Below are 24397 nucleotides of genomic sequence, written 5' to 3' on the forward strand. Positions count from 1 at the left end.
CATGAATCTTTCCGCCCGCACCCGTCTGCTGTTTCTCACCGCCTGTCTGCTGCCCGCGCTGCTCGGCACTGCGCGCGCTGCGGGGCCAGAAGTCTCCGCTCTGGTGCAGACCGCGCCGCTTCGGCGCGGCGAACTGCTGCGCACCCTGCGCGCCTATGCCGTGGTGCAAGTGCCCGCTAGCCAGACACAGACCCTGACCTTCCAGCACCCGATGCAGGTGCAGAGCATTGCGGTGCATGTCGGGCAGGCGGTGCGCAAGGGCCAGTGGCTCGCCACCCTGCGCAACGATGCCACCAGCACCCTGGCCTATACGCAGGCGCAGACCGCGGTGCGGTTTGCACAGACCGAGCTCGACCGCGTCACCGCGCTGAAGGTGCAGCAACTCGCCACACAATCGCAGGTGGACGCGGCCCGTAAGGCGCTGCAGGATGCCCAGGCGCAACTGCACAGCCTTCAGCAGCAGGGCGCGGGGCAGGCCGAAACCCGCGTGACCGCGCCCGCGGACGGGGTCGTGCTCGCGGTGAGCGCAGCATCGGGCGATCTGCTTGCCGCCGGCAGTCCATTGCTGCAACTCGGCCGCGGCGGCAGCCTGCAGGCAGCGGCCGGCGTGCCGCCCGAAGACGCCGCGCGCCTGCAGCCGGGGCAGCCGGTGCGGCTGACTGCGGTGTTCGATCCGCAACAGCATTGGCAGGGCACCATCCGCAGCATCGGCGCCGCGATCAACCCCAAGACCCAGCGGCTCGATGTGCTGATTGCGCTGCCCGCGCAGCCGGGCCTGCCCGCGGCCGGAACCAGTGTGCAGGCCGATATGGTGCTCGGCCGCTGGCGCGGCTGGGTAGTGCCGCGCGATGCGGTACTGCAGGATGAGCGCGGCGCGTATGTGTTTCAGGACGACAAGGGGCGCGCCCGCCGCGTGCCCGTGCACATCGCGATCGAAAGCGGTCTGCAGACCGGCATCACCGGCGCGCTCGACCCGGCGCTGCCGCTGATTGTCGCAGGCAACTACGAACTGCGTGACGGCATGACGCTGCGCGTGGCCGGAGCCGCCCGATGAGCGGTGCATCGATCTGGCTGCAGCGCCACCGGCGCTCGGTGCTGTTCCTGCTGGCGCTGCTGGCCGCCGGCGGGGTGTTCGCCGCGTTCAAGCTGCCGGTGGGGCTGTTTCCGAATGTGGACTTTCCGCGCGTGGTGGTCAGCGCCGATGCGGGCGACCGCCCGGCCAGCCAGATGATGCTGCAGGTGACCCAGCCGCTGGAGCAGGCGGTGCGACGCGTGCCGGGTGTGGTAGACGTGCGCTCGACCACCAGCCGCGGCACCGCCGACATATCGGTGAGTTTCGACTGGGGCACGCCGATGGCGCTGGCCGCGGTGCAGGTCAACGAGGCGGTGACGCAAATGCTGCCGCAATTGCCGCCGGGCACCCAGGTATCGAGCAAGCGCATGGACCCAACGGTCGATCCGGTCATCGCGTACAGCCTGACGTCCAACACCCTCACCCCGACCCAGCTCTACGACCTGGCCGAGTTCCAGCTGCGGCCGCTGCTCTCGAGCATCGGCGGCGTGGCGCGGGTACAGATCCAGGGCGGCGCACGCGAGGAATATCACGTCACCCTCGATCCGCTCAAACTGCAGGCGCTCGGGCTGGCGCTGCAGGACGTGAACAACGCCGTTGCCGCCGCCAACGGCGTGCAGGCCGTGGGGCGCCTGCAGGATCGCTACAAGCTGCTGCTGGCATTGGCCGATTCCAGGCTGCATGACGCTGCGCAGATCGGCGACATCGTGCTGCGCGCCGGGCCCGACGGCGTGGTGCGGCTCAGGGACGTGGCGCGCATTTCCCGCAGCACCGTGCCGCAGTGGATCAGAGTCACCGCTGATGGCAAGGACGCGGTCTTGCTCGACATCTACCAGCAGCCCGGCGGCAACACAGTGCAGATCGCCAGGGACGTGCGCGCCCTGCTGGCCCGCACCGCACTTCCGCCCGGGGTGCATCTGGCAAGCTGGTACGACCAGAGCACTCTGGTGGTCGACAGCGCCGCCAGTGTGCGCGATGCCATCCTGATCGGCGTCGCGCTGGCCGGACTGGTGCTGCTGCTGTTCCTGCGCAGCCTGAAAATGACGCTGATCGCGATGATCACCGTGCCCGCCGTGCTCGCGGCCACCGTGGTGCTGCTGTATGCCCTGGGCATGAGCTTCAACATCATGACCCTGGGCGGCATGGCGGCCGCTGTGGGCTTGGTGATCGACGACGCGATCGTGATGAGTGAGCACATCGTGCGGCGGCTCAGCGAAACGCGGCACGATACCGACGCACGGCAGCGGCACAGCGGCATCCTGCATGCGGCGATGGAGTATTTGCGGCCGCTGGCCGGGTCGAGCGCATCGACCGTGGTGATCTTCCTGCCGCTGGCCTTTTTGTCCGGCGTGACCGGGGCGTTTTTCAAGGCGCTGTCGCTGACCATGGCCGCGGCGCTGGTGATCTCGTTTTTCGTCGCCTGGCTGGCCGTGCCGCTGCTGGCCGACAAGCTGCTCACGCCCAGGGACATCACCCGCGAGGCGCAGCGCGAACATGGCCGCTGGCTGTCTATGGTGCAGCGAGGCTATGGCCGCCTATTGCAAGCCAGCCTGCGCCGCCCGTGGCTGGCGACGCTTGGCGTGCTGCCGCTGCTGCTCGCGGGCTGGCTGGCGTATGGGCAGGTGGGCAGTGGTTTCATGCCGCATATGGACGAGGGCGGTTTCATTCTCGACTACCGCACCCCGCCCGGCACGTCACTCGCCGAGACCGACCGCATCCTGCAGCAGGTCGAGCACATTCTGCGCACCACCCCCGAGGTGCAGACCTTCTCGCGCCGCACCGGTGCGCAGCTCGGCGGCGGCGTGACCGAGGCGAACGAGGGCGACTTTTTCGTGCGGCTCAAACCGCCGCCGCGCAAGTCGATCGATGCGGTGATGGAAGACGTGCGTCAGCGCATCGAAACCCAGGTGCCGGGGGTGAAGATCGAACTGGCGCAGCTGATGGAAGATCTGATCGGCGACCTCACCGCGGTGCCGCAACCGGTAGAGATCAAGATTTTCGACGACAACCCACAGCAGCTCGCGCAGCTGGCGCACCGCACCGCCGCGCAGATCGCGCGCATCCCAGGCATCGTCGATGTGCGCAGCGGCATGAAGCCAGCGGGCGACGCGCTCGACATCCGCATCGACCCCACCCGCGCCGCGCTCGAAGGCGTGGATCCAGCGCAGGTGCAGCAACAGCTGGCAACCCTCATCGGAGGCAGTGTGGTCACTCAGCTACAGCAAGGGCCGAAGATGGTCGGCGTGCGGGTGTGGGCGCCGCTTGCGCTGCGCCAAACCACCGACGACATCGCCCGGCTGCCGCTGCGTGCGCCCGACGGCCATGTGTTCACCCTCGGACGGATCGCTACCCTGAAAATTCTCACCGGCCAGCCAGAAATCCACCGTGAAAACCTCAAGGCCATGGCCGCGGTGACGGCGCGCATCAGCGGGCGCGATCTGGGTTCGACCATCGCGGATGTGAAAAAAATCATCGACGCACCGGGCGACTTCCCGCCCGGGGTCTATGCCCAGCTCGGCGGCCTCTACAAGCAGCAGCAGATCGCGTTCCAGGGGCTGATCAGTGTGCTGAGCGCGGCGGTACTGCTGGTGTTCCTACTGCTGCTGTTCTTGTACGAGCGTTTCAAGGTGGCCATCGCGATTCTGGCCATGCCGCTGCTGGCGCTGCCAGCGGTGTTCATCGGGCTGTGGGCGGCAGGCATCGAGCTCAACATCTCAGCCATGATGGGCATGACCATGATCGTCGGCATCGTCACCGAAGTGGCAATTTTCTACTTCAGCGAAGTACAGACGCTGCAGCGCGCGCAACCCGGCCTGTCGCTCGACACCGCGCTGGTGGCCGCAGGGCAGAACCGGCTGCGGCCGATCGCGATGACCACGTTTGCCGCGATGCTCACACTGGCGCCGCTGGCCCTGGCGCTCGGTCAGGGCTCGGCGATGCAGCAGCCGCTGGCGGTGGCCATCATTTCGGGGCTTGCGGTGCAGATGCCGCTGGTGCTACTGCTCATGCCGGTGCTGTTCAAGCTGCTGCGCGGCCGGCTAGATGACGCGCAGGACGGCGACAATCTCATTCAGCCCGCAGCCTCTCCCGTCACCGAATGAATCATGCGCATCCTCCTGGTTGAAGACGATCACATGCTGGGCAGCGCCACCCGTCAGGCGCTGCGCGACGCCGCGCACGCGGTCGACTGGGTACTCGACGGCGCCTCTGCGCTGGCCGCCGCGCAGGGCGGCGAGTATGAGCTGATGCTGATCGACCTGGGCCTGCCCAAGCGCGACGGCCTGTCGGTGCTGCAAGCGCTGCGCCAGAGTGGCAGCAGCATGCCCATTCTCATCCTCACCGCACGTGACAGTGTGGAAGACCGCGTGCGCGGCCTAGACCTCGGTGCTGACGACTATCTAGTCAAACCTTTTGAGAGCGCCGAGTTGCTCGCCCGCATCCGCGCGGTGGCGCGGCGGCAAGGCGGACAGGCGCAGCCGGTGCTGAGCAATGGAGTCATCTCGCTCGACCCGGTCACTCGTGAGGTGCAGTATCAGGGCCAGACGCAACGCCTGACAGCGCGCGAATACGCGCTGCTGCACGCCCTGTTGCTGCGGCCTGGCGCGATTCTTTCACGCAGCGAGCTCGAAGACCGCATCTACGGCTGGAACGAAGAAGTGGAGAGCAACGCGGTCGAGTTCCTCATCCACAGCCTGCGCAAAAAGCTCGCGCCGGAGGTAATCAAAAACGTGCGCGGCGTGGGCTGGCTGGTGCCGCGCGAAGGCGCCGCGGACAAGCCATGAGCCCGCTGGCCGCGTTGCGCCACTGGGGCGCGCAGTCGCTGCTGCGGCGGCTATGGCTGTGGATGACGGTCAGCGTGGTGCTGGTCGGCCTGGGCACCGCGGCGCTGTCGTACTTTTTCGGCTATCAGGAAGCCAACGAACTGCAGGACACCCAGTTGCGACAGATCGCCAGTCTGGCGCACCGCTGGGGCAACGTTCCCGACAGCGCGCTGAACCCAGCAGGCGCCGACGTGGACAAGGACGCGCGCATCGTGGTGCAGCGGCTGGGTGCGCCGGTCGCCGCCAATGGCCTGCAACTGCCCGCCAATCTCGCGGACGGCATGCATGTGGTGCAAAGCGGCGGCCATACCTGGCGGGTGTTCGTGCGGCAGGGCGATCAGGGACGCATTGCCGTGGCGCAGCGCACCGATCTGCGTACCGACGCCGCAATCGACAGCGCGCAGCGCACCCTGTTCCCGCTACTGGCGCTGATTCCGCTGCTGGCGCTGCTGTCGGCCTGGGTGGTGCGGCAGGCGCTGCGCCCGCTGCAACAGATGGCAAGCAGCGTGGATGCGCGCCGCGAGTCCGATCTGCACCCTCTGCCCGAGACCGATGTGCCGCAAGAGATCCTGCCCTTCGTACGATCGATCAACCGCCTGCTGCAACGCCTGCAAACGGCCATGGAACAGCAACGCCGCTTCGTCGCCGACGCTGCGCACGAACTGCGCACTCCCATTGCGGTGCTCAGCATGCAGGTGGACAACCTCGGGCCGCTGCAGCTCGAACCCGAAGCCCGCGCCCGCATCGGCGCGCTGCAGCAGGGTCTGCGTCGCGCCCGCGCCGTGGTCGAGCAACTGCTCAGCCTGGCACGCTCGCAGGACGAGCAGACCGCGACGGTGCAGCGCATCGATCCGGCGCAGGTCGTTCGCGACGTCATCACCGATCTGCTGCCGCTGGCAGAAAGTCGCAGCATCGACCTCGGCCTGGACCGCGCCGACCCGGTCCAGGTCCACACCGACCCCGCCCAGCTCTACACCCTGCTGCGCAACGCGGTGGACAACGCCCTGCGCTACACCCCAACGGGCGGCCGCGTCGACCTGCGGGTGCTGGCAGCGCCAGACAAACTGGTGATCGAAGTGCAGGACACCGGCCCCGGCATCCCGCCAGAGCTGCTCGAGCAGGTGTTCGAGCCCTTCGTGCGCCTGCCGGGCACTGAGGGCGAAGGCAGCGGGCTGGGCCTGGCGATCACCCGTCAGATCGCAAAGCGGCTGGGCGGCAGCGTGACGCTGGAGAACACCCACGGTGGCGGGCTTATCCTGCGCTATGTCCAGCCGACCAAGCCGCTCAGCGCGGCCAGATCAGTCCGAAGTTGAAGTCGATGCGACATTTGCCCAGGTCGAAGGTCACGGCTTCATCGACCACGTCGCCGATCTTGACGTAGCGCCCGTCTTGCAGTCGGTAGACCTTGCAGACGCGGTCATCGACGTTGACCATCACGTAATACCGCACGCCTTCGGACTCGTAGATGGTGAACTTGGCATTTTGGTCTTTTAACGCGGTGGACTTGGAGAGGATTTCGAACACCAGCTCGGGGGCGCGGGTGAGGTAGGCACCCTCCACCGGATGACAGACCACGAGGTTGTCGGGCTGCACCACGGTATCGTCGCGGATGCGCCAGTCCACCGGCAGCAGGGCGCGACATTCGGCGCAGTCTTTCAGCGCGTCCTGCAGCAACCAGGCGATGCGATTGCTCACGGTCTGGTGCGCGATCGACGGCGCGGGCAACATGGCGTAGGGCACACCGCCGATCAGTTCCCAGCGGCCTTCCCACAGCTTGTAGTCGTCGTAGGTGTAGTGCGGCGGGTCGAATGCGTAGGCTCTGGACATACTGCTCTCCTGTCTGTTGCTGATGGTAACGTGCCGCCTCACGCCGGCTGCACGCGGTAGATCTTCGCCGACGTGCCGTCGGAAATCAGGTACAGCGCCCCGTCCGGCCCCTGGCGCACGTCGCGAATGCGCTCGCCCAGGTCGGCAAACAGCGCCTCGCGCGCGACCACGCGGTTGCCATCGAGCTGCAGCCGCCACAGCGCCTGCCCGGCGAGCGCGCCGAGGAACAGGCTGGCGCGCCGTTGCGGGAACAGGCTGGCGGTGTAGAACACCATGCCGCACGGCGCGATCGAGGTCGGCACCCAGGAGGTGATCGGCTGCTCCATGCCCGGCGCGAACGCAAGCCGCGAGCCGAAGTGCGCGGTGCTGTCGATCTTGGGCGTCTGGCGGAAAATCATCTGCACCTCGTTGAGCTGCAAGCCATCGGCCCAGAGCACCCCGCGAGCCACCGCGGTGCCTTTGCGCCCGGCCTGCGCCGCGGTGCCCGCCTCGGCATAGCTCAGGTAGACGCGCCGGTTGCTGGCAAACGCCGGGTCGAGCGCGACATCGAGCAGACCGCCCTGACCGCGCGCATCTGCCGCAGGCACGCCGGAGATCGGCGCACCGATGCGGCCATCCGCAGTGACGATGCGCAGCGCCCCGGTGCGTTCGGTCACCAGCATGCGGCCATCGGGCAGGAACACCAGCGCCCACGGCCGCGATAGCCCTCTGGCGACGATACGCGCGGTCGGCCTTGGGTTCCGCCCCGCCGGGGTGGATGCGACAGATGCCGGAAACTCCCCCCACACCAGCACGACCCCGCCGCCGCAGGACGCGAGTGCGGCGCTGCCCACGCCGGCGCCGATCCAGTGCAGCGCGCGGCGGCATGGCAGCGCGATGGGTTGACCTGAACGGAACATGGTGGGCTCCTCCTGGTATCGAGGCCAGCTGCGCGACCGTCGGATCAGGCGATCTGCTGCGCGTCGATGTCGTGATCGTCGCCGCCGCCGAACACCCGCTGGCGCAGCGCGGCGAGCTGGTCGCGCACGCACGCGGCCTGCTCGAACTCCAGATTGCGCGCATGTTCGATCATGCGCTTTTCCAGCCGCTTGATCTCGCGCGCGACCTCCTGCGGGTTGTCGATCTGCAGTTGCGCAATTTCACGCTCCACGCTGCCGGCGCGCAAGCCCTTGCCCGGCGTTTGCACCACGCCGTCGATCAGGTCGCGCACCGACTTGTTCAGAGCGGTGGGGGTGATGCCGTGCTCGGCGTTGAACGCGATCTGCTTGGCGCGGCGGCGCTCGGTTTCGTCGATCGCGCGGCGCATCGAGACGGTGATGACATCGGCGTACAGAATCGCCATGCCGTTGACATTGCGCGCGGCGCGGCCGATGGTCTGGATCAGCGAGCGGGTGGAGCGCAAAAAGCCCTCCTTGTCCGCATCCAGGATCGCCACCAGCGACACCTCGGGAATGTCTAGCCCTTCGCGCAGCAGGTTGATGCCCACCAGCACGTCGAAGGTGCCTAGCCGCAGGTCGCGCAGGATTTCCACCCGCTCGACCGTGTCGATGTCCGAGTGCAGATAGCGCACCTTCACGCCGTTTTCATCGAGGTAATCGGTAAGCTGCTCGGCCATGCGCTTGGTCAGCGTGGTGATGAGCACCCGCTCCCCCTTATTCACCCGCAGGCGGATTTCGCCGAGCACGTCGTCAACCTGGCTGGAGGCGGGCCGCACTTCGACCAGCGGATCGACCAGCCCGGTGGGGCGCACCACCTGTTCGACCACCTGGTCGGCGTGCTGCTCCTCGTAGTCTGCTGGAGTAGCGGAGACGAAGACCACCTGCCGCATCTTGCGCTCGAACTCCTCGAACTTCAGCGGCCGGTTGTCCAGCGCCGACGGCAGGCGAAAGCCGTAATCCACCAGGGTTTGCTTGCGCGCGCGGTCGCCGTTGTACATGCCGTTGAACTGACCGATGAGCACATGGCTTTCGTCGAGGAACATGATGGCGTCTGGCGGCAGGTAGTCCACCAGCGTGGGCGGCGGCTCGCCCGGGGCGGCACCCGACAGATGGCGCGAGTAATTCTCGATGCCCTTGCAGTGTCCCAGTTCGGTGAGCATTTCCAGGTCGAAGCGGGTGCGTTGTTCCAACCGCTGTGCCTCGACCAGCTTGCCCATGCTGGTGAGCTCCTTCACCCGCTCGCGCAGCTCCAGCTTGATGCTCTCCACCGCGTCGAGCACCTTCTCGCGCGGGGTGACGTAGTGCGAACTGGGATAGATGGTGAAGCGCGGGATCTTCTGCCGCACCACGCCGGTGAGTGGGTCGAACAGGCTGAGGGACTCGATCTCGTCGTCGAACAGCTCGATGCGCACCGCCAGCTCGGCATGCTCGGCCGGGAACACATCGATGCGGTCGCCGCGTACGCGGAACGTGCCGCGCACGAAGTCCGTCTCGTTACGCTGGTATTGCATGCGCACGAGCTGCGCGATCACGTCGCGCTGGCCGATGCGGTCGCCTGTGCGCACGGTGAGGATCATGGCGTGATAGTCGGCCGGGTTGCCGATGCCGTAGATTGCACTCACGCTGGCAACGATGACCACGTCGCGCCGCTCGAGCAGGCTTTTGGTTGCCGACAGCCGCATCTGCTCGATGTGCTCGTTGATCGCGCTGTCTTTTTCGATGAACAAATCGCGCTGCGGCACATACGCCTCGGGCTGGTAGTAGTCGTAGTAGCTGACGAAATATTCGACCGCGTTCTTCGGGAAAAACTCGCGGAATTCGCTGTAGAGCTGCGCCGCCAAGGTCTTGTTCGGCGCGAACACGATGGCCGGGCGCCCCATGCGAGCGATTACATTGGCCATGGTATAGGTCTTGCCCGAACCGGTCACCCCCAGCAGGGTCTGGAAACTCAGGCCATCGACCAACCCTTCGACCAGTTGCGCAATCGCCGCGGGCTGGTCGCCCGCCGGGGGGTAGGGTTGATACAAGCGAAACGGCGAACCGGGAAAAGTGACGAACTTGTCCGGATCGAGCGACGGGACGGGTTGCGGGGCGGACATGGGCGATGGGCGGATCAGTTTGCAGGCGCCGTCTGCACGGCGCAACAACGGCCCGTGGCAAGAGGCACGGGGGGTAAAGGCAATACTGAACAAGTCCCCTGCGCGCTGCGCATCCGTCCTGCGGGGTCTGCGGCTCCGCCCTGGCTCGCCATGGCTTTGGCTATTGTCTCGGTGGGCGCCTTGCATCCCATCCCGCAATCCGCACGCCGCATCACAAGGACTTGTTCAGTATTGCCTAAAATTGCGGCTCTTTGCCGCGCGTTTTCGAGCCCGATTGTCCCGCAAGCGCGGTTTTCCCGTCACCACACCCCACTTGTTCCATGACCCAGTCGCTTTTTTCCCGCGTGGAAATGGCCCCGCGCGACCCCATTCTCGGCCTCAACGAACAATTCGCCGCCGACCCCAACCCAAACAAGGTCAACCTTGGTATCGGCGTCTACACCGATGCCGACGGCAAGCTGCCGCTGTTGGCCTGTGTGAAGGCGGCCGAGGCGCAGATGATGCAAACCCCCAAGCCGCGCGGCTACCTGCCGATCGACGGCATCGCGGCCTATGACAAGGCGGTGCAGGGTTTGGTGTTCGGCGCAGACAGCAAGGCGCTCACTGCGGGCCGGGTCGCCACGGTGCAGGCTCTGGGCGGCACCGGCGGGCTGAAAGTGGGCGCGGATTTTCTCAAACGTGTCAATCCGGGTGCGCAGGTCTTGATTTCCGACCCGAGCTGGGAAAACCACCGCGCGCTGTTCGAGGCCGCAGGCTTTGCCGTCGGCACTTATCCGTATTACGACGCCGAAAAGCGCGGGGTGAATCTGGAGGCGATGCTCGCCGTGTTGAACGCAGCGGATGCCGGCACCATCGTCGTGCTGCATGCCTGCTGCCACAACCCCACTGGGTACGATCTCACCCCGGCGCAGTGGGATCAGGTCATTGCCGTCCTCAAGGCGCGCGGCCTGGTACCCTTTCTCGACATGGCGTACCAGGGCTTCGGCGAAGGTATTGCCGAGGACGGCGCGGTCATCCAACAGTTCCTCGCCTCCGGTATGGACTTTTTCGTCGCCACCTCGTTTTCCAAGAGCTTTTCGCTCTATGGTGAGCGCGTGGGGGCGCTGAGCGTGGTGTGCGCCAGCAAGGACGAAGCTGCGCGTGTGCTGTCGCAGCTCAAGCGCGTGATCCGCAGCAACTACTCCAACCCCCCTACCCACGGCGCGCAGATCGTTGCCACGGTTCTGGGCTCGCCCGAGCTGCGCGCGCAGTGGGAGCAAGAGCTTGCTGGCATGCGCGAGCGCATTCGCGCCATGCGCCACGCATTGGTCGACAAGCTCACCGCTGCCGGCGTGAAGGGCGATCTGTCCTACATCACCCAGCAAAAGGGCATGTTCAGCTACTCGGGCCTAAGCCCTGCACAAATGGAACGCCTGCGTACCGAATTCGGCGTCTATGGCGTATCCACCGGGCGGATTTGCGTTGCCGCGCTCAATCTGCACAACATGGATTACGTCGCAAAGGCGATTTCCACGGTGATGCAATAACGAGGGAGTGGTCGGGGCCGAGAAGTTGCCGCCCCCCACCATCGGGAGAGGTTGGGCGGGGAAGCTGAGGCCGGGTCAGGGTGAACTCATCGCAAGCTGGTCTGCCTCAACCACTTGAATCCGTCCGGGGCGTGCCGTTTTGCACCATGACAGTGGCAACGCACTCTTACTGCGCGACAAAGCGGGTGGGACTACACTTTTGTGCATCGCAACAAAACCCTGACGGAGCCCCTCATGGTGTACGACCTGTATGAAACCCAGCGCGCGCTGATGCGCCCGCTGGCCGACTTTGCCGAGGCCGCGGCGAAGTTCTACGCCAACCCGGTGTGGCCTGCGGTGCCGCATGCGGTGACGCAACGGGTTTCGGCGAGCTACGACCTGATGCACCGTTTACTCAAGGATTACGAAAAACCCGAGTTCGGCATCGATTCTGTGACCATCGACGGCAAGGCGGTTGCGGTGCAGCAGCAGGTGGTGATCGAAAAGCCGTTCTGTCGGCTGCTGCGGTTCAAGCGCTTCTCGGATGATGTGGGCCTGCTGGGCAAGCTCAAAAACGATCCGGTCGTGCTGATCGTCGCACCGCTGTCCGGCCACCATGCCACGCTGCTGCGCGACACTGTACGCACCATGCTGCAGGATCACAAGGTGTTCATCACCGACTGGCTCGATGCCCGCATGGTGCCGCTGGAAAAGGGCCGCTTCGCGCTCGACGATTATGTGGCGTACGTGCGCGAGTTCATCACCGCGATTGGCCCGGACGTGCATGTGATGTCGGTGTGTCAGCCGACGGTGCCGGTGCTAGGCGCGATTTCGCTGATGGCCAGCGCCGGGGAGATTACGCCGCGCACCATGATCATGATGGGCGGGCCGATCGACGCGCGCAAATCACCCACCGCGGTAAACAATCTGGCGATGAACAAAAGCTATGCCTGGTTCGAGAACAATGTGATCTACCGCGTGCCGGCCAACTATCCTGGTGCCGGCCGGCGGGTTTATCCAGGCTTTTTGCAACATGCCGGTTTCGTGGCGATGAACCCCGACCGGCATTTCACCTCGCACTACGACTATTTCCTCAACCTGATCCGCGGCGACAATGACGACGCTGAGGCGCATCGCCGCTTTTATGACGAATACAACGCCGTGCTCGACATGGACGCCGATTACTACCTCGACACCATCAAGCTGGTGTTCCAGGACTTCGGCCTCGTCAAGGGCACCTGGACCGTGCAGGGCCGTCCGGTGCGGCCGCAGGACATCCATCGCACCGCGCTGCTGACCATCGAGGGCGAGCTCGACGACATTTCCGGTGCAGGACAGACCGAAGCCGCACACGATCTGTGCACCGGCATTGCGACGCAAAGTCGCCAGCATTTCGTTGCCGAGGGCGCCGGGCATTACGGCATCTTTTCCGGGCGGCGCTGGCGCGAAAAAGTCTATCCAGTCGTGCGCGACTTCATCGCCGCGCACCCGCAAGGCGCCGCCACCGCGCGGCCGCGTAAAGACCCCGCCGCACGCGAGGCGGCCTGACCCCGGCATGTCGAACCCGTCCGCCGCGCTGGCTGAGCAGATCGACGCCCTGCTGCCGCAAACCCAATGCACCCGCTGCGGCTATCCAGACTGCGCGGCCTATGCCCGCGCCATTGCTGAACAAGGCGTCGAGATCAACCGCTGCCCGCCGGGCGGCGCCGTGGGCATCGCCCGGCTCGCCGCGCTGCTGCACCGCCCTGCTCTGCCGCTGGACCCGCAATGCGGCACGGAAGGCCCGCGCGAGGTCGCGGTGATCGACCCGGCGCAGTGCATCGGCTGCACCCTGTGCATCCAGGCCTGCCCGGTCGACGCAATCGCCGGGGTGTCCCGGCGCATGCACACCGTTATCGACGACTGGTGCACCGGCTGCGCGCTGTGCCTGCCGCCCTGCCCGGTGGACTGCATCCGTATGGCGCCCCTGCCCAATCCTGAACTGGCCAGGCGCACCGGCTGGGACGCATGGAGCCCTGCGCTGGCCGACCAGGCCCGGGCGCGCTACGCTCGGCACCGACAGCGGCACCCCCGCGCACTTGCTGTAGATGCTGCAGAGCAGAACACCGCTAGCCCGCCGCCACCTCCGCCTGACCACCGCAAGGCCGCGCTGCTGCAGGCCGCACGCGAGCGCGCACGGCAGCGACAGGCGGGACTGCGCGACAGCAACAAACCAACCGACCAGACGACGACATGACGACCAAACCGAGCAAGTCCCTGCAAACCTTCCCCAACCCCGCGCCCGAGCGTGACTACCACATCCACATGCAGGTGCCCGAATTCACTTGCCTGTGTCCGCTCACCGGCCAGCCGGACTTTGCCCGTTTCGACATCGACTTCATCCCCGACAAGAAATGCGTCGAGCTCAAGAGCCTCAAGCTCTACATGTGGAGCTACCGCGATGAGGGGGCGTTTCACGAAAAGGTCACCAACACCATCCTCGACGATCTGGTCAAGGCCATGTCGCCGCGTTTTCTGCGCGTGACTGCGCGCTGGTATGTACGCGGCGGCATTTACACCAATGTGGTGGTCGAACACCGCAAGCGCGGCTGGAAGCCGGCGCCGCGGGTCGACCTGACCCAATTCGAGGCGGCAGACCCCACTGCAGCTTGAGCGCAGATGCTCAGGTTTTGAGCGGAGTTGCCGGCAGAATACGCAGGATGGCATTCATCGCGGTGACCAGCACGGTTCCGTCGGCCAGGGCCTGCACGCCGTAGGGCTGGTGCAAGGTGCCGGGCAAGGCGCCCAGGGTGACTTTCTCGCCTTCGCCATTGCCGGCCAGGGTGCTCACCATGCCGTCCGGGGCGATCCGGCGTACCCGGTTGTTGCCGGTATCTGCCACGATCAGGCTGCCATCTGGCGCGAACGTCAGGGTTTGCGGATGGAGAAACAGCGCCTCGGCCGCCTTGCCGTCAGCAAACCCGCCCTTGCCGGGGCGGCCTGCAAACGTGCTGACCTCGCCATCCGGGGTGATTTTGCGAATCACGTTGTTGAAGTATTCGCTGATGAACACATTGCCCAGGGCATCGAGCGCCAGCCCCACCGGGGTATTGAGCCGCGCCTTCGCGCCGCGTCCGTCGCGCCAGCCGGCGGCACCGGCCGATCCGGCCAGGGTGCTGACCGCGCCCTGCGCGCTGATGCGGCGCACCGTGCTGTTGTATGCGTCGGCCACGTAGATCACGCCCTGCGCGTTCACCCCCAGCCCCACCGGGTGGTTGAACCGCGCCTGGCGACCCGGGCCGTCGGCGAAACCTTCGACATCGATCTTGCCAGCCCAGGTGGTCACCATGCCGTCGCGGCCGATGCGCCGCACTGTGTTGCTGCCCGAGTCACTGACGAACAGCGTACCGTCCGCCGCCACTGCCACGCACTCTGGCGAGTAGAACCGCGCCTGCAGCGCCGGGCCGTTGCGCGCATCGCGCTGTTCCACCTGCCCGGCGACGATGCTGACCTGCCCGTCTGTGCCCAGCTTGCGCACCACACTGTTGACATAGTCCGCGACGAACACATTGCCCTGCGCGTCGCGCGCCATGCCGCGCGGGTCGTGAAACCGGGCCTGCGCGAAATTACCCGCGTCGTACTCCCCCGGGCCGATGGCGCCAGCGTATAGCGCGAGCCGACCCTCGGGCTGCGCAGCCTGGGCCGGTGGGGCGAGCGAGACGGACAGCTCGGTGGACAGGGCCAGCGCCCCGACAGATTGGATGAATTGGCGTCGCTGCATGATGTTCAGGTGCGTGCGCCCGCGTCGCTGCGCGGGTCGAATGGAAAACCATGAGCGTATTGCAAGCGCGGCGGCTGTGCTCAGGTGCTGCGCCGGTCCACCAGCGCGCGGGCGATGGTGCCCAGATCGACATATTCCAGCTCGGCGCCGGCAGGCACGCCGCGCGCCAGCCGTGTGACGCGCAGACCGCGTGGACGCAGGGTTTCAGCGATGACATGCGCGGTGGCCTCGCCCTCGTTGGTGAAGTTGGTCGCCAGAATCACCTCGTCCACCACACCATCGAGCGCGCGTGCAATCAGGCGGTCCAGGCCGATTTCCTTCGGCCCCAGGCCGTCGAGCGGGCTGATGCGTCCCATGAGCACGAAATACAGCCCGCGGTACGTCAGCGTCTGTTCCACCGCGGCCAGGTCGGCCGGCCCCTCGACCACGCACAGCTGGCGGGGGTCGCGCCGCGGGTCGGCGCAGAGGCTGCACACCGCGTCCTCGGTCAGGGTATTGCAGCGGGTGCAGCGCCGCACGGCGCCCAGCGCTGCGTCCAGCGCGCGGGCAATGCGCTGCGCCACCTCGCGGTCGTGCTCCAGCAGGTGATAGGCCATGCGCGACGCCGACTTCGGGCCGACGCCGGGCAGCTGCCGCAGTGCATCGATCAGCGCGTCGAGCGCCGGAACATGGCCGGGGGCCGCTTCGTCCATGGGCCGCGCACGCTGCCGCTCAGAACGGCAGCTTCATGCCAGGCGGAAGCGGCATGCCGGCGGTGGCTGCGCTCATTTTTTCCTGTGTGGTGGCCTCGGCCTTGCGCACGGCGTCGTTGAACGCGGCGGCCACCAGGTCTTCGAGCATGTCACGGTCTTCGGCCACCAGACTGGGGTCGATGCTCACGCGCTTGACCCCGTACTTGCAGGTCATCACCACCTTGACCAGTCCGGCACCGGACTGGCCCTCAACCTCGATGGTGGCCAGTTCGTCCTGGATGCGCTTGAGGTTGTCCTGCATCATCTGCGCCTGTTTCATCAGGCCGGAGAGTTGTCCTTTGTTGAACATGAGGTGTCCTTGGGTTGTGAGATGAAATGACCGTCTGCGCGGCACTCCCCGATTGTCGGTCAGGCGGATGACGCCCGCGCCACGGGGGGCATGGGTTTGAGGCTGCCGGGCACGATTTGCGCGCCCAGATCCTGCATGAGCTGCTGCACCAGCGGATCGCCATGGATGGCCGCCTCCGCATCTGCCTGCGCCTGCGCCCTGGCACGGGCCTCGCGCTGGGCGATGCTGTCGGTGACCTCGCCGGTTTCGGTGCGCAGGATGATGTCGCGCCCCAGCGCCTCCCGCACCGCGGCCTGCAATTTACCCAGCGCTCCGGCGCGGGTGAGTTGCTCGTTGGGCACACGCAGCAGCCAGGCATCGCCGTCCATTGCCCGCAGCTCGCTTTGCTGCGCCAGCGCGCGCGGCAGGCCGGCAGGCAGTTCCAGACACTGGACCAGCGCGGGCCAGTCGGTATCGGGGGTGATACGGATCGCAGTCGGCACGCTGTGCGCTGGGCCGGACGCAGCGGGCTGCATGCCGGCTGCAGGCTTGGCCCCCTTGGGGAGCTCGGTCTTGGGCTGCGCAGCGTCAACCGCCGGTTGAGGCGCATCCTGTGCAGCACTCACGCTCGACGCCGGATCGACCGGCGCGCTGACCGTGGCCACGGTGCGCAGCATGGTCTTGGCTGCAGTTTGCGGCGCAGCCGGGGCGGAGGGAGCCTGCGCGAGCGCCCAAGCATCAGCCTGAGTTGGCGCCTGGTCCTGCGTTGGTGCAACCGTTGTTTTCGACGCGGACGACACCACTGGCACACTAGCATCACGTCCCGGCAACGCAAGGCCACCCGGCGGCAGGCTGCCGGCAACCACCGGCGCAAAGGCCAGCAGGCGCAACAGGGTCATCGTAAAGCCGGTGCGGTCGTCCGGGGCGAGCGACAGTTCGTTACGACCATGCAGCACCGTGGTGTAGGCCAGCTGCACCAGCTCGGGGCTGAGTTGTGCGGCCAGCGCGGAAAGCGCCTCGTGCTGCGGATCGTCGGCGTCTGCGGCCTGCGGCACGAGCTGCAGCAGCGCGATGATCTGCAGCAGCGCGGCCAGTTCCTCCAGCGCCGCACCGAAGGACAGGCTGCGCGCTTCCAGCGCGTCGATCTGCGCGATCAACGCCATGCCGTCCTGCGCAGCCAGCGCCTGCAGGATGTGCAGCAGATCGCTGCGATCGACAGTGCCCAGCATCTGCTGCACCGCAGTCGCTTCGACGCGTCCAGCGCAATACGCCAGCGCCTGATCGGTGAGCGACAACGCATCGCGCATCGACCCGTGCGCGGCGCGGGCGATCAGCCGCAGCGCGGCCTCGTCGGCGGGCACGTTTTCGGCCTGCAGCACTTGCTGCAAATAGCTGACGATGGCTGCAGGCGTCATCTGCTTGAGGTTGAACTGCAGGCAGCGCGACAGCACCGTCACCGGCACTTTCTGCGGGTCGGTGGTGGCGAGCACGAACTTCACATAATCGGGCGGCTCCTCCAGCGTCTTGAGCATGGCGTTGAAGGCATGATTCGACAGCATGTGCACTTCGTCGATCATGTAGACCTTGTAGCGGCCTGCGGTGGGCTTGTAGACCGCCTGCTCAAGCAGCGTGGTCATGTCTTCCACCCCGCGGTTGGACGCGGCGTCGAGCTCGATGTAGTCGACAAAGCGCCCGGCGTCGATTTCGGTGCAAGCCGGGCACACGCCGCAGGGCTGGCTGGTCACCCCGCCCTGGCCATTGGGCCCGGTGCAGTTCAGCGCCTTGGCCAGAATGCGCGACACCGTGGTCTTGCCCACCCCGCGCGTGCCGGTGAACAGATAAGCGTGATGCAGGCGGTCGTGGTCGAGTGCATGCGTCAGCGCCCGCACCACATGATCCTGTCCTACGAGGGAGGCAAACGATTTGGGGCGCCACTTGCGCGCCAGCGCGACGGAGGTCATGGAGCGGATTTTAGGCCGCGGGCTGAATCCAAAAGCGCGTCACCGCCGTACTGGGAATGCAAGGCCGGCGTCACGGTTCGCCTCTGCCAGCGCATCGCACCATGCCCCTTATCCAAGCCATCTCCACGTCCAAACGCCTGTTCCTGGCCAGCCTTGCCCCGCTGCTGGCCGCCTGCTCGCCGGTGGCCCTGATTGACCGCCTCACCCCGAGCGATACCTACATCTTTCGCGGCGACATCGCCTACGGCCCGGCAGTGCGGCAGCGGCTCGATGTCTACAGTCCGCTGGCGGCGGCGGGCAGCGCGCCCGTGGTGGTGTTTTTCTACGGCGGCAGTTGGAACGGCGGCAGCCGCAGCATGTACCGCTTCGTTGGCGAGGCGCTGGCCGCGCGCGGCATCGTCACCGTGATCGCGGATTACCGACTCTACCCCGAAGTACGCTATCCCGACTTTCTGCAAGACTGCGCCCGCGCGGTGAAATGGACGGTGCAGCATGCAGCGCAGTTTAACGGCAACCCGCGCCAGCTCTATCTCATGGGCCACAGCGCCGGTGCCTACAACGCCGCGATGCTCGCGCTCGACCCGCGCTGGCTACACGGCGTGGGGCTGCGCCGCACCGACCTGGCCGGCTGGATCGGGCTGGCCGGTCCATACGATTTTCTGCCCATCACCGACCGCGCGGTGCAGCCAGTGTTCCATCACCCCGACTATCCCCCGGGCTGCATGCCGATCGACTATGCGCACGACAAGCACGCGCCGCGCACCTTTCTCGGCGCAGCACGGGTGGACAGCCTGGTGAACCCACAGCGCAACACCGCGCAGCTTGCCGACAGGCTCCGGGCGGATGGCGCCGACGTGACCCTCGACCTTTACAGCGGCGTCAACCACCAGACCCTGATCGGCAGCTTCGCCGCGCCGCTGCGCTGGATGTCCCCGGTGCTGGACGACGTGGTGCGCTTCGTGCGCGCGGGGCAGCCAGCGTGAGGCACCGCTGATTCGGCACGCAGCGGGTTGAACGCGTCCCCCCTCCCAGCCCCCCTACCGCGCGCAGGAGGAGCGGCGATCTGCGCGCACAGCGCTGGGCAATGGCCTTCAACCATCGACAGGCCGGATCGATCGCCGCCTCATTTCAGCCGTACCCACAGCCGTGCGCAGTCGAGCGTCACCTTGCACGGACCGAGGTCGATGGTGTGGGTCTCTGCATGAAAATCGCCGGATTTCACATACCTGCCGTCGACCAGACGATACGCCTTGACCTTGCGCTACTGCGGGTACAGCAGCAGGTAATGCGCCACGCCCTCGGCGGCGTAAAGCGCCAGCTTGGTGTGCTCGTCGCGCCGCGCACTCTCGGGCGAGACCACCTCGGCGATCAGACTGGGCGCACGGGTGAGACGCTCGCCCTCGGGCGCAAAGCAGATCACCAGCACATCCGGGCGCACGACCGTGTCGTCGCTGAATTCCACGTCGGTCTCGAACAACGCCTGGCAGTGCGGGCAGTTGCGCAGTTGCTCCGACAGCAGCAGGTGCAACGCTGCACTGATTTTCTGGTGCGACACCGAGGGTGACGGCGCCTTCGCCAGAGGCTGGCCGTCGATCAGCTCCCAGTCGCCCTGCCACTGGCGCCAGTCGGCCAGGGTATAGGTTTCAGCAGCGGGAATGGAGCGCATGCGACCTCCGCGGAAAGCCAGCCTGCCGCGCGGCCAGGCCCTCGCCCCGCCACCCCTGTGCCTCGCGCCGGGCGCGGCCCAGGGCGACGAGGGTGTCGAGGATGCGGGGCAGGTTTTCCATGGGCCACGGCCTTTGAAGCGCGCAGCAATGGTCTGTTGCGCAAGCGGCTTGGCGCTGGCGGCGAGCAGGTCAGCCACCGCGCGCATCTGCTCGGGCAGACTGGCCGACCAGGGCAAGGGCGCAGATATGCGGCGAGCCGCGGCAATCAGGCCGCCGCCGCCACCGACCCACGCGGTAGCCAGCGCATCAGCGCAGCCAACAGCACGCCGTACAGCGGCAGGATGCCCAGCGCGGCCATGATCAGCTTGACCGCATAGTCCACCAGCGCGATTTCCACCCAGTGCGCGGCCATGAACGGGTCTGTGCTGGCGTAGAACGCGATCGAGAAAAACAGCACGCTGTCCACCAGATTGCCCAGCACGCTGGACGCCGCCGGGGCCAGCCACCAATGGCGGCTGCCAGCCAGGGTGGCGCGCAGGCGCGAGAACACCAAGATGTCGAGCATCTGCCCCACCGCATAGGCGATGAAACTGCCCAGCGCAATGCGGAACACGAACAGGTTGAAGCTAGAAAGCGCTGCCCAGCCAGCGAATGCGCCGTCGTGAAACAGCACCGAGATCAGGTAGGACAGCACCAGCGCGGGCAGCATCACCCAGCGCACCACGCGCCGCGCCGGGCCGGGGCCGAGCAGCCGCGCGGTGAGATCGGTGGCCACATAGACCAGCGGAAAGCTGAACGCGCCCCAGGTGGTGTGCAGACCCAGCAGGCGGACCGGAAACTGCACCAGATAGTTACTAGCGATGATGATGGCGAGATGCAGCGCGGCCAGGGTGGCCACGACATGGCGCTGGTGTGCAGCGCGCAACACGAGGGGATTGAACATGCAAGACCTTTTTCGTTGAACGGCGGGTAAGGGAACCACCGGGCCGCAGACCGGGCAAGGGCAGCTGCCGGGTTGAGCAAAGACGTGAGTTTACGTGGATGTGCCCCGCGCTGCGGGCAGGATCAGTAGCGGCCCAGCACCGACTGTCCCAATCCCTGCAGCGGCCCCAGCGGGTTGCGCGTGACCTCGGTCTCGGAAATCTCCGGCTGCCCGCCCCAGAGCTTGTAGACCACGCGGTCGTTGACGACCAGCAGCAGCATGTTGAAGCGCCAGCCGGTGGTCACAGTCTCGCGGCGGAAGTCGAGGAAGTCGAGCCAGAAGTTGCCCACCCGTTGGCGGGCAATGTGGCGCTGGTCGATCTCATAGCCGCGGCAGGCCGCCTGCGCCTGCAGGCACGCGCGGATGCCGGGGTCGAGCGCGATGTCGCTGCCCGAAGGCGGAACCAGGCGCCGGACGATGTCGGCATAACTCAGGATGGTGATATTGGGCGTGACCAGCGGATCGATGCCCTGCTCGCGCAGCTGCGTCGTGGTCGTGACGAATGGCTGGATGCGCTCGAACGCGGCGTGCGCCTGCTGGAAATCGCTCCAGGGCTTGCCGGTCTGCGCTGCACCGCGCGGCAATAGCGACGCGCAGCCACCGAGGGCCGTCGCCAGACACAGGCTGGCCAGGCCGATGAAACGGCGCCGGGTAGAACGCGAGACTGGGCAAGGGCAAAGCGCTGAATGCATGCTGAAAGTGTATGACGCCGCGCCCCTAAAATCGGCTGTTTTGCATCAATTTGCGCGCGCACTGCGTCGCACGCCACGTCTTCTTTCCCGCCGCAGCACCTCGCTGCGCCCGTGCCAATCCATGACCGAACTCGCCAAATCGTTTGAGCCGCATGCCATCGAAGCCCGCTGGACCCAGCGCTGGGAGGAGCTTGGTGTGTTCTCGCCGACGCTCGACGCCTCCAGGCCGTCGTTCTGCGTGCAGCTGCCGCCGCCTAATGTCACCGGCACACTGCACATGGGTCATGCGTTCAACCAGACCGTGATGGACACGCTGGTGCGCTATCACCGCATGCTGGGCGACAACACACTGTGGGTGCCGGGCATGGACCACGCGGGCATTGCCACGCAGATCGTGGTGGAGCGGCAGTTGCAGGCGCAGGGCATCAGCCGCCACGACCTGGGGCGCGAGGCCTTCGTACAGCGGGTGTGGCAGTGGAAGCAGCAGTCGGGCGACACCATAGCCCAGCAGACCCGCCGCCTGGGTTCGTCGGTGAGCTGGGCGCATGCCTACTTCACCATGGACGACAAGCTGTCCAAGGCCGTGGTGGAGACCTTTGTGCGGCTGTACGAGCAAGGCCTGATCTACCGCGGCAAGCGACTGGTCAACTGGGACCCGGTGCTCAAGAGTGCGGTGAGCGATCTGGAGGTGGAAAGCCAGGAGCACGACGGCTTCATGTGGCACATCCTCTACCCCTTCAGCGACGGCCCGATCGACGGCGTACGCGGCATGCACATTGCCACCACCCGCCCCGAAACCATGATGGCTGACGGCGCGCTGGCCGTGCATCCCGATGACGAGCGCTACGCCAGGTTCATCGGCAAGTTTGTCGATCTGCCGCTGTGCAACCGACGGATTCCCATCATTGCCGACAGCTTCGTCGACCGCGATTTCGGCTCGGGCTGCGTGAAAATCACTGGCGCGCACGATTTCAACGACTACGCGGTCGCGCTGCGCCACGACATTGCGCTGATCACCATCTTCACCGAAGACGCGCGCATCAACGAAAACGGCCCCGCGCCCTATCAGGGCCTCGACCGCTACGCCGCACGCAAGGCGGTCCTGCGCGATCTGGAGGCGGGCGGCTTTCTGGAAAAGGCCGTGCCGCACAAGAACATGGTGCCGGTGTGCACGCGCACTGGGCAGATCGTCGAGCCCATGCTCACCGACCAGTGGTTCGTCGCTACGACCAAACCGGGGCCGGACGGCAAAAGCCTGGCGCAGAAGGCCATCGACGTGGTCGCCCGCGGCGAGGTGAAATTCGTGCCCGAGAACTGGGTGAGCACCTACGAACAGTGGATGCGCAACATCCAGGACTGGTGCATTTCGCGCCAGCTCTGGTGGGGCCACCAGATCCCGGCGTGGTATGGCGAAAACGGCGAAATCTTCGTCGCCCGCAACGAAGCCGAGGCACGCGACAAGGCCGCCGCCGCAGGCTACAACCGCACGCTTATCCGCGACCCGGACGTGCTCGATACTTGGTACTCCTCGGCGCTGGTACCGTTCTCCAGCCTGGGCTGGCCGCAGCAGACCCGCGAGCTCGATCTGTTTTTGCCGTCGAGCGTGCTGGTCACAGGGTTCGACATCATTTTTTTCTGGGTGGCGCGCATGATCATGATGACCACCCACTTCACCGGCAAGGTGCCGTTCCGGCATGTCTACATCCACGGCCTGGTGCTCGATGCGCATGGCAAAAAAATGAGCAAGAGCGAGGGGAATGTGCTCGATCCGGTCGATCTGATCGACGGCATCGACCTGCCCACGCTGCTGGACAAGCGCACCACCGGCCTGCGCCGACCCGAAACCGCGCCTGCAGTGCGCAAGGCCACGGAAAAGGAGTTTCCGCACGGCATTCCGGCGTATGGGGCCGATGCGCTGCGATTCACCTTTGCCTCGATGGCCACGCTGGGGCGCAACATCCACTTCGACACCAAGCGCTGCGAGGGTTACCGCAATTTCTGCAACAAGCTGTGGAACGCCACCCGCTTCGTGCTGATGCAGGTCGATGGACTAGACGCCGCACAGCGTGGCGTGCTGCCGTGCAACCACGACTGCGGCCCCGACGCCGCGCTGGACTTCAGCGCCGCAGACCGCTGGATCGTCTCGCTTTTACAGCGCACCGAGCAGCAGGTGGTGCAAGGCTTTGCCGACTACCGGCTGGACTTTGCCGCGCAGGCGATCTACCAGTTCGTCTGGGACGAGTTCTGCGATTGGTATCTGGAAATCGCAAAGACCCAGATCGCCACCGGCACACCGGCGCTGCAGCGCGGCACGCGCCGCACCCTGCTGCGCGTGCTGGAAACCGTGCTGCGCCTGGCGCATCCCATCATGCCCTTCATCACCGAGGAGCTGTGGCAGAACGTCGCGCCGCTGGCCGGCCGCACCGGCACCAGTCTGGCCGTGGCACCCTATCCGCAGCCACAGCCCGAAAAAATCGATCCCGCAGCCGAAGCCGAGATCGCCGCGTTCAAGCAACTGGTCGAAGCCTGTCGCAATCTGCGCGGTGAACTGGGCGTGTCGCCGGCGCAGCGTCTGCCGCTGCTGGCCTGCGGCGGCGTGGCGCTGATCGAGCGCCACCGCGCGTCGCTGCAGGCGCTGGCCAAGGTGTCGGACATCGTGCTGTTTGCCGATGAGTCCGCCTGGAAGGCTGCCACCCAGTCCGCACCGACCGGTGTGGTGGGCAAAACCCGCTTTGCGCTGAGGGTGCAGGTAGACCGTGCCGCCGAGCGCGAACGCCTGGGCAAGGAGGTGCTGCGCCTGCAAGGCGAGATCGCCAAAGCCCAGAGCAAGCTCGCCAACCCCAGCTTCGTCGACCGCGCCCCCACCGCCGTGGTCGAGCAGGAACGCGCGCGACTGCGCGATTTCGGCGCAGCGCTGCACAAGGTGCAGGAACAGCTCGAGCGCCTCGGCTCTGCCTGAGCTGGCGTCACGCCGCCTCGCCCTGATCCCCCGGTAGAACCGTCGCCCTGCTCGCCGGCGAGCAGCCGGCGGCGTGCGTCCGTCCGGTTTGCGC

General features: G+C 66.4%; 21 protein-coding genes. 10 read left to right on the top strand and 11 right to left on the bottom strand.

Features of this window, described 5'->3' with window-relative positions:
* Position 1: 1 nt before the first annotated feature.
* From ACZ47F_RS12635 to ACZ47F_RS12650, 4 genes are read left to right on the top strand one after another with little or no spacing between them, the layout of a single operon-like run.
* Positions 2-1054, top strand: a complete 1053-nt coding sequence (locus ACZ47F_RS12635) for an efflux RND transporter periplasmic adaptor subunit (protein WP_464925038.1) — start codon at positions 2-4, stop codon at positions 1052-1054.
* Entirely contained in the window at positions 1051-4173 is a 3123-nt protein-coding gene (locus ACZ47F_RS12640; protein ID WP_464925039.1) for an efflux RND transporter permease subunit, read from the top strand. Before ACZ47F_RS12635 ends, ACZ47F_RS12640 begins: the two co-directional genes overlap by 4 nt.
* A 3-nt stretch (positions 4174-4176) precedes the next feature.
* Positions 4177-4854, top strand: coding sequence for a response regulator transcription factor (locus tag ACZ47F_RS12645; RefSeq protein WP_464925040.1), 678 nt, complete (start codon positions 4177-4179; stop codon positions 4852-4854).
* Entirely contained in the window at positions 4851-6206 is a 1356-nt protein-coding gene (locus tag ACZ47F_RS12650) for a sensor histidine kinase (protein ID WP_464925041.1), read from the top strand. Before ACZ47F_RS12645 ends, ACZ47F_RS12650 begins: the two co-directional genes overlap by 4 nt.
* Here the strand turns inward: ACZ47F_RS12650 and ACZ47F_RS12655 are convergent.
* Genes ACZ47F_RS12655 through uvrB form a run of 3 tightly spaced genes read right to left on the bottom strand, consistent with a single transcriptional unit; the run spans position 6178 to position 9757 of the window.
* Positions 6178-6720, bottom strand: a complete 543-nt coding sequence (locus tag ACZ47F_RS12655; RefSeq protein WP_464925042.1) for a Uma2 family endonuclease — start codon at positions 6718-6720, stop codon at positions 6178-6180. The genes ACZ47F_RS12650 and ACZ47F_RS12655 overlap by 29 nt on opposite strands.
* A 38-nt stretch (positions 6721-6758) precedes the next feature.
* Entirely contained in the window at positions 6759-7619 is an 861-nt protein-coding gene (locus ACZ47F_RS12660) for a PQQ-dependent sugar dehydrogenase (RefSeq protein WP_464925043.1), read from the bottom strand.
* A gap of 44 nt (positions 7620-7663) precedes the next feature.
* The gene (gene uvrB / locus ACZ47F_RS12665) at positions 7664-9757 is read right to left on the bottom strand and encodes an excinuclease ABC subunit UvrB (RefSeq protein WP_464925044.1); all 2094 of its coding nucleotides are present in this window, start codon (positions 9755-9757) and stop codon (positions 7664-7666) included.
* A gap of 320 nt (positions 9758-10077) precedes the next feature.
* Here uvrB and ACZ47F_RS12670 point away from each other — a divergent pair, with 320 nt between their 5' ends.
* The 4 genes from ACZ47F_RS12670 (at position 10078) to queF (ending at position 13914) form a co-directional block, all read left to right on the top strand.
* Positions 10078-11283, top strand: a complete 1206-nt coding sequence (locus ACZ47F_RS12670) for an amino acid aminotransferase (protein WP_464925045.1) — start codon at positions 10078-10080, stop codon at positions 11281-11283.
* 234 nt (positions 11284-11517) lie between these two features.
* Complete coding sequence (locus tag ACZ47F_RS12675) at positions 11518-12810, top strand: polyhydroxyalkanoate depolymerase (protein WP_464925046.1); 1293 nt, start codon at positions 11518-11520, stop codon at positions 12808-12810.
* A gap of 7 nt (positions 12811-12817) precedes the next feature.
* On the top strand, positions 12818-13498 hold the full coding sequence (locus tag ACZ47F_RS12680; RefSeq protein ID WP_464925047.1) for an RnfABCDGE type electron transport complex subunit B: 681 nt from the start codon (positions 12818-12820) through the stop codon (positions 13496-13498).
* Entirely contained in the window at positions 13495-13914 is a 420-nt protein-coding gene (gene queF / locus ACZ47F_RS12685) for a preQ(1) synthase (protein WP_464925048.1), read from the top strand. Before ACZ47F_RS12680 ends, queF begins: the two co-directional genes overlap by 4 nt.
* A 10-nt stretch (positions 13915-13924) precedes the next feature.
* Here queF and ACZ47F_RS12690 read toward each other — a convergent pair whose 3' ends face one another.
* The 4 genes from ACZ47F_RS12690 to dnaX all read right to left on the bottom strand — a co-directional run bounded on the left by ACZ47F_RS12690 (position 13925) and on the right by dnaX (position 18003).
* Complete coding sequence (locus tag ACZ47F_RS12690) at positions 13925-15022, bottom strand: NHL repeat-containing protein (protein WP_464925049.1); 1098 nt, start codon at positions 15020-15022, stop codon at positions 13925-13927.
* An 80-nt stretch (positions 15023-15102) separates the two neighbouring features.
* The gene (recR, locus tag ACZ47F_RS12695) at positions 15103-15714 is read right to left on the bottom strand and encodes a recombination mediator RecR (RefSeq protein ID WP_464925050.1); all 612 of its coding nucleotides are present in this window, start codon (positions 15712-15714) and stop codon (positions 15103-15105) included.
* A gap of 19 nt (positions 15715-15733) precedes the next feature.
* Positions 15734-16063 carry a YbaB/EbfC family nucleoid-associated protein gene (locus ACZ47F_RS12700; RefSeq protein ID WP_464925051.1) on the bottom strand — a complete coding sequence of 110 codons (330 nt, stop codon included), beginning with the start codon at positions 16061-16063 and terminating at the stop codon, positions 15734-15736.
* 59 nt (positions 16064-16122) lie between these two features.
* Complete coding sequence (gene dnaX / locus ACZ47F_RS12705) at positions 16123-18003, bottom strand: DNA polymerase III subunit gamma/tau (RefSeq protein WP_464925052.1); 1881 nt, start codon at positions 18001-18003, stop codon at positions 16123-16125.
* 101 nt (positions 18004-18104) lie between these two features.
* Here dnaX and ACZ47F_RS12710 point away from each other — a divergent pair, with 101 nt between their 5' ends.
* On the top strand, positions 18105-18986 hold the full coding sequence (locus ACZ47F_RS12710) for an alpha/beta hydrolase (protein WP_464925053.1): 882 nt from the start codon (positions 18105-18107) through the stop codon (positions 18984-18986).
* Between the two features lie 278 nt (positions 18987-19264).
* On the opposite strand, the gene ACZ47F_RS12715 is transcribed toward ACZ47F_RS12710, so the two are convergent.
* The 4 genes from ACZ47F_RS12715 to ACZ47F_RS12730 all read right to left on the bottom strand — a co-directional run bounded on the left by ACZ47F_RS12715 (position 19265) and on the right by ACZ47F_RS12730 (position 21344).
* Positions 19265-19669 carry a Uma2 family endonuclease gene (locus ACZ47F_RS12715; protein WP_464925054.1) on the bottom strand — a complete coding sequence of 135 codons (405 nt, stop codon included), beginning with the start codon at positions 19667-19669 and terminating at the stop codon, positions 19265-19267.
* Positions 19647-19790 (bottom strand): hypothetical protein, encoded by a 144-nt coding sequence (locus ACZ47F_RS12720; RefSeq protein ID WP_464925055.1) that lies wholly within the window; start codon positions 19788-19790, stop codon positions 19647-19649. Before ACZ47F_RS12720 ends, ACZ47F_RS12715 begins: the two co-directional genes overlap by 23 nt.
* Positions 19791-19935: 145 nt before the next feature.
* Positions 19936-20613 carry a 7-cyano-7-deazaguanine/7-aminomethyl-7-deazaguanine transporter gene (locus tag ACZ47F_RS12725; RefSeq protein WP_464925056.1) on the bottom strand — a complete coding sequence of 226 codons (678 nt, stop codon included), beginning with the start codon at positions 20611-20613 and terminating at the stop codon, positions 19936-19938.
* A gap of 122 nt (positions 20614-20735) precedes the next feature.
* On the bottom strand, positions 20736-21344 hold the full coding sequence (locus ACZ47F_RS12730; protein ID WP_464925057.1) for a hypothetical protein: 609 nt from the start codon (positions 21342-21344) through the stop codon (positions 20736-20738).
* Between the two features lie 121 nt (positions 21345-21465).
* Here ACZ47F_RS12730 and ACZ47F_RS12735 point away from each other — a divergent pair, with 121 nt between their 5' ends.
* Positions 21466-24303 carry a valine--tRNA ligase gene (locus tag ACZ47F_RS12735; protein ID WP_464925058.1) on the top strand — a complete coding sequence of 946 codons (2838 nt, stop codon included), beginning with the start codon at positions 21466-21468 and terminating at the stop codon, positions 24301-24303.
* Positions 24304-24397: the final 94 nt, after the last annotated feature.

The organism is Thiomonas islandica (assembly GCF_055383445.1).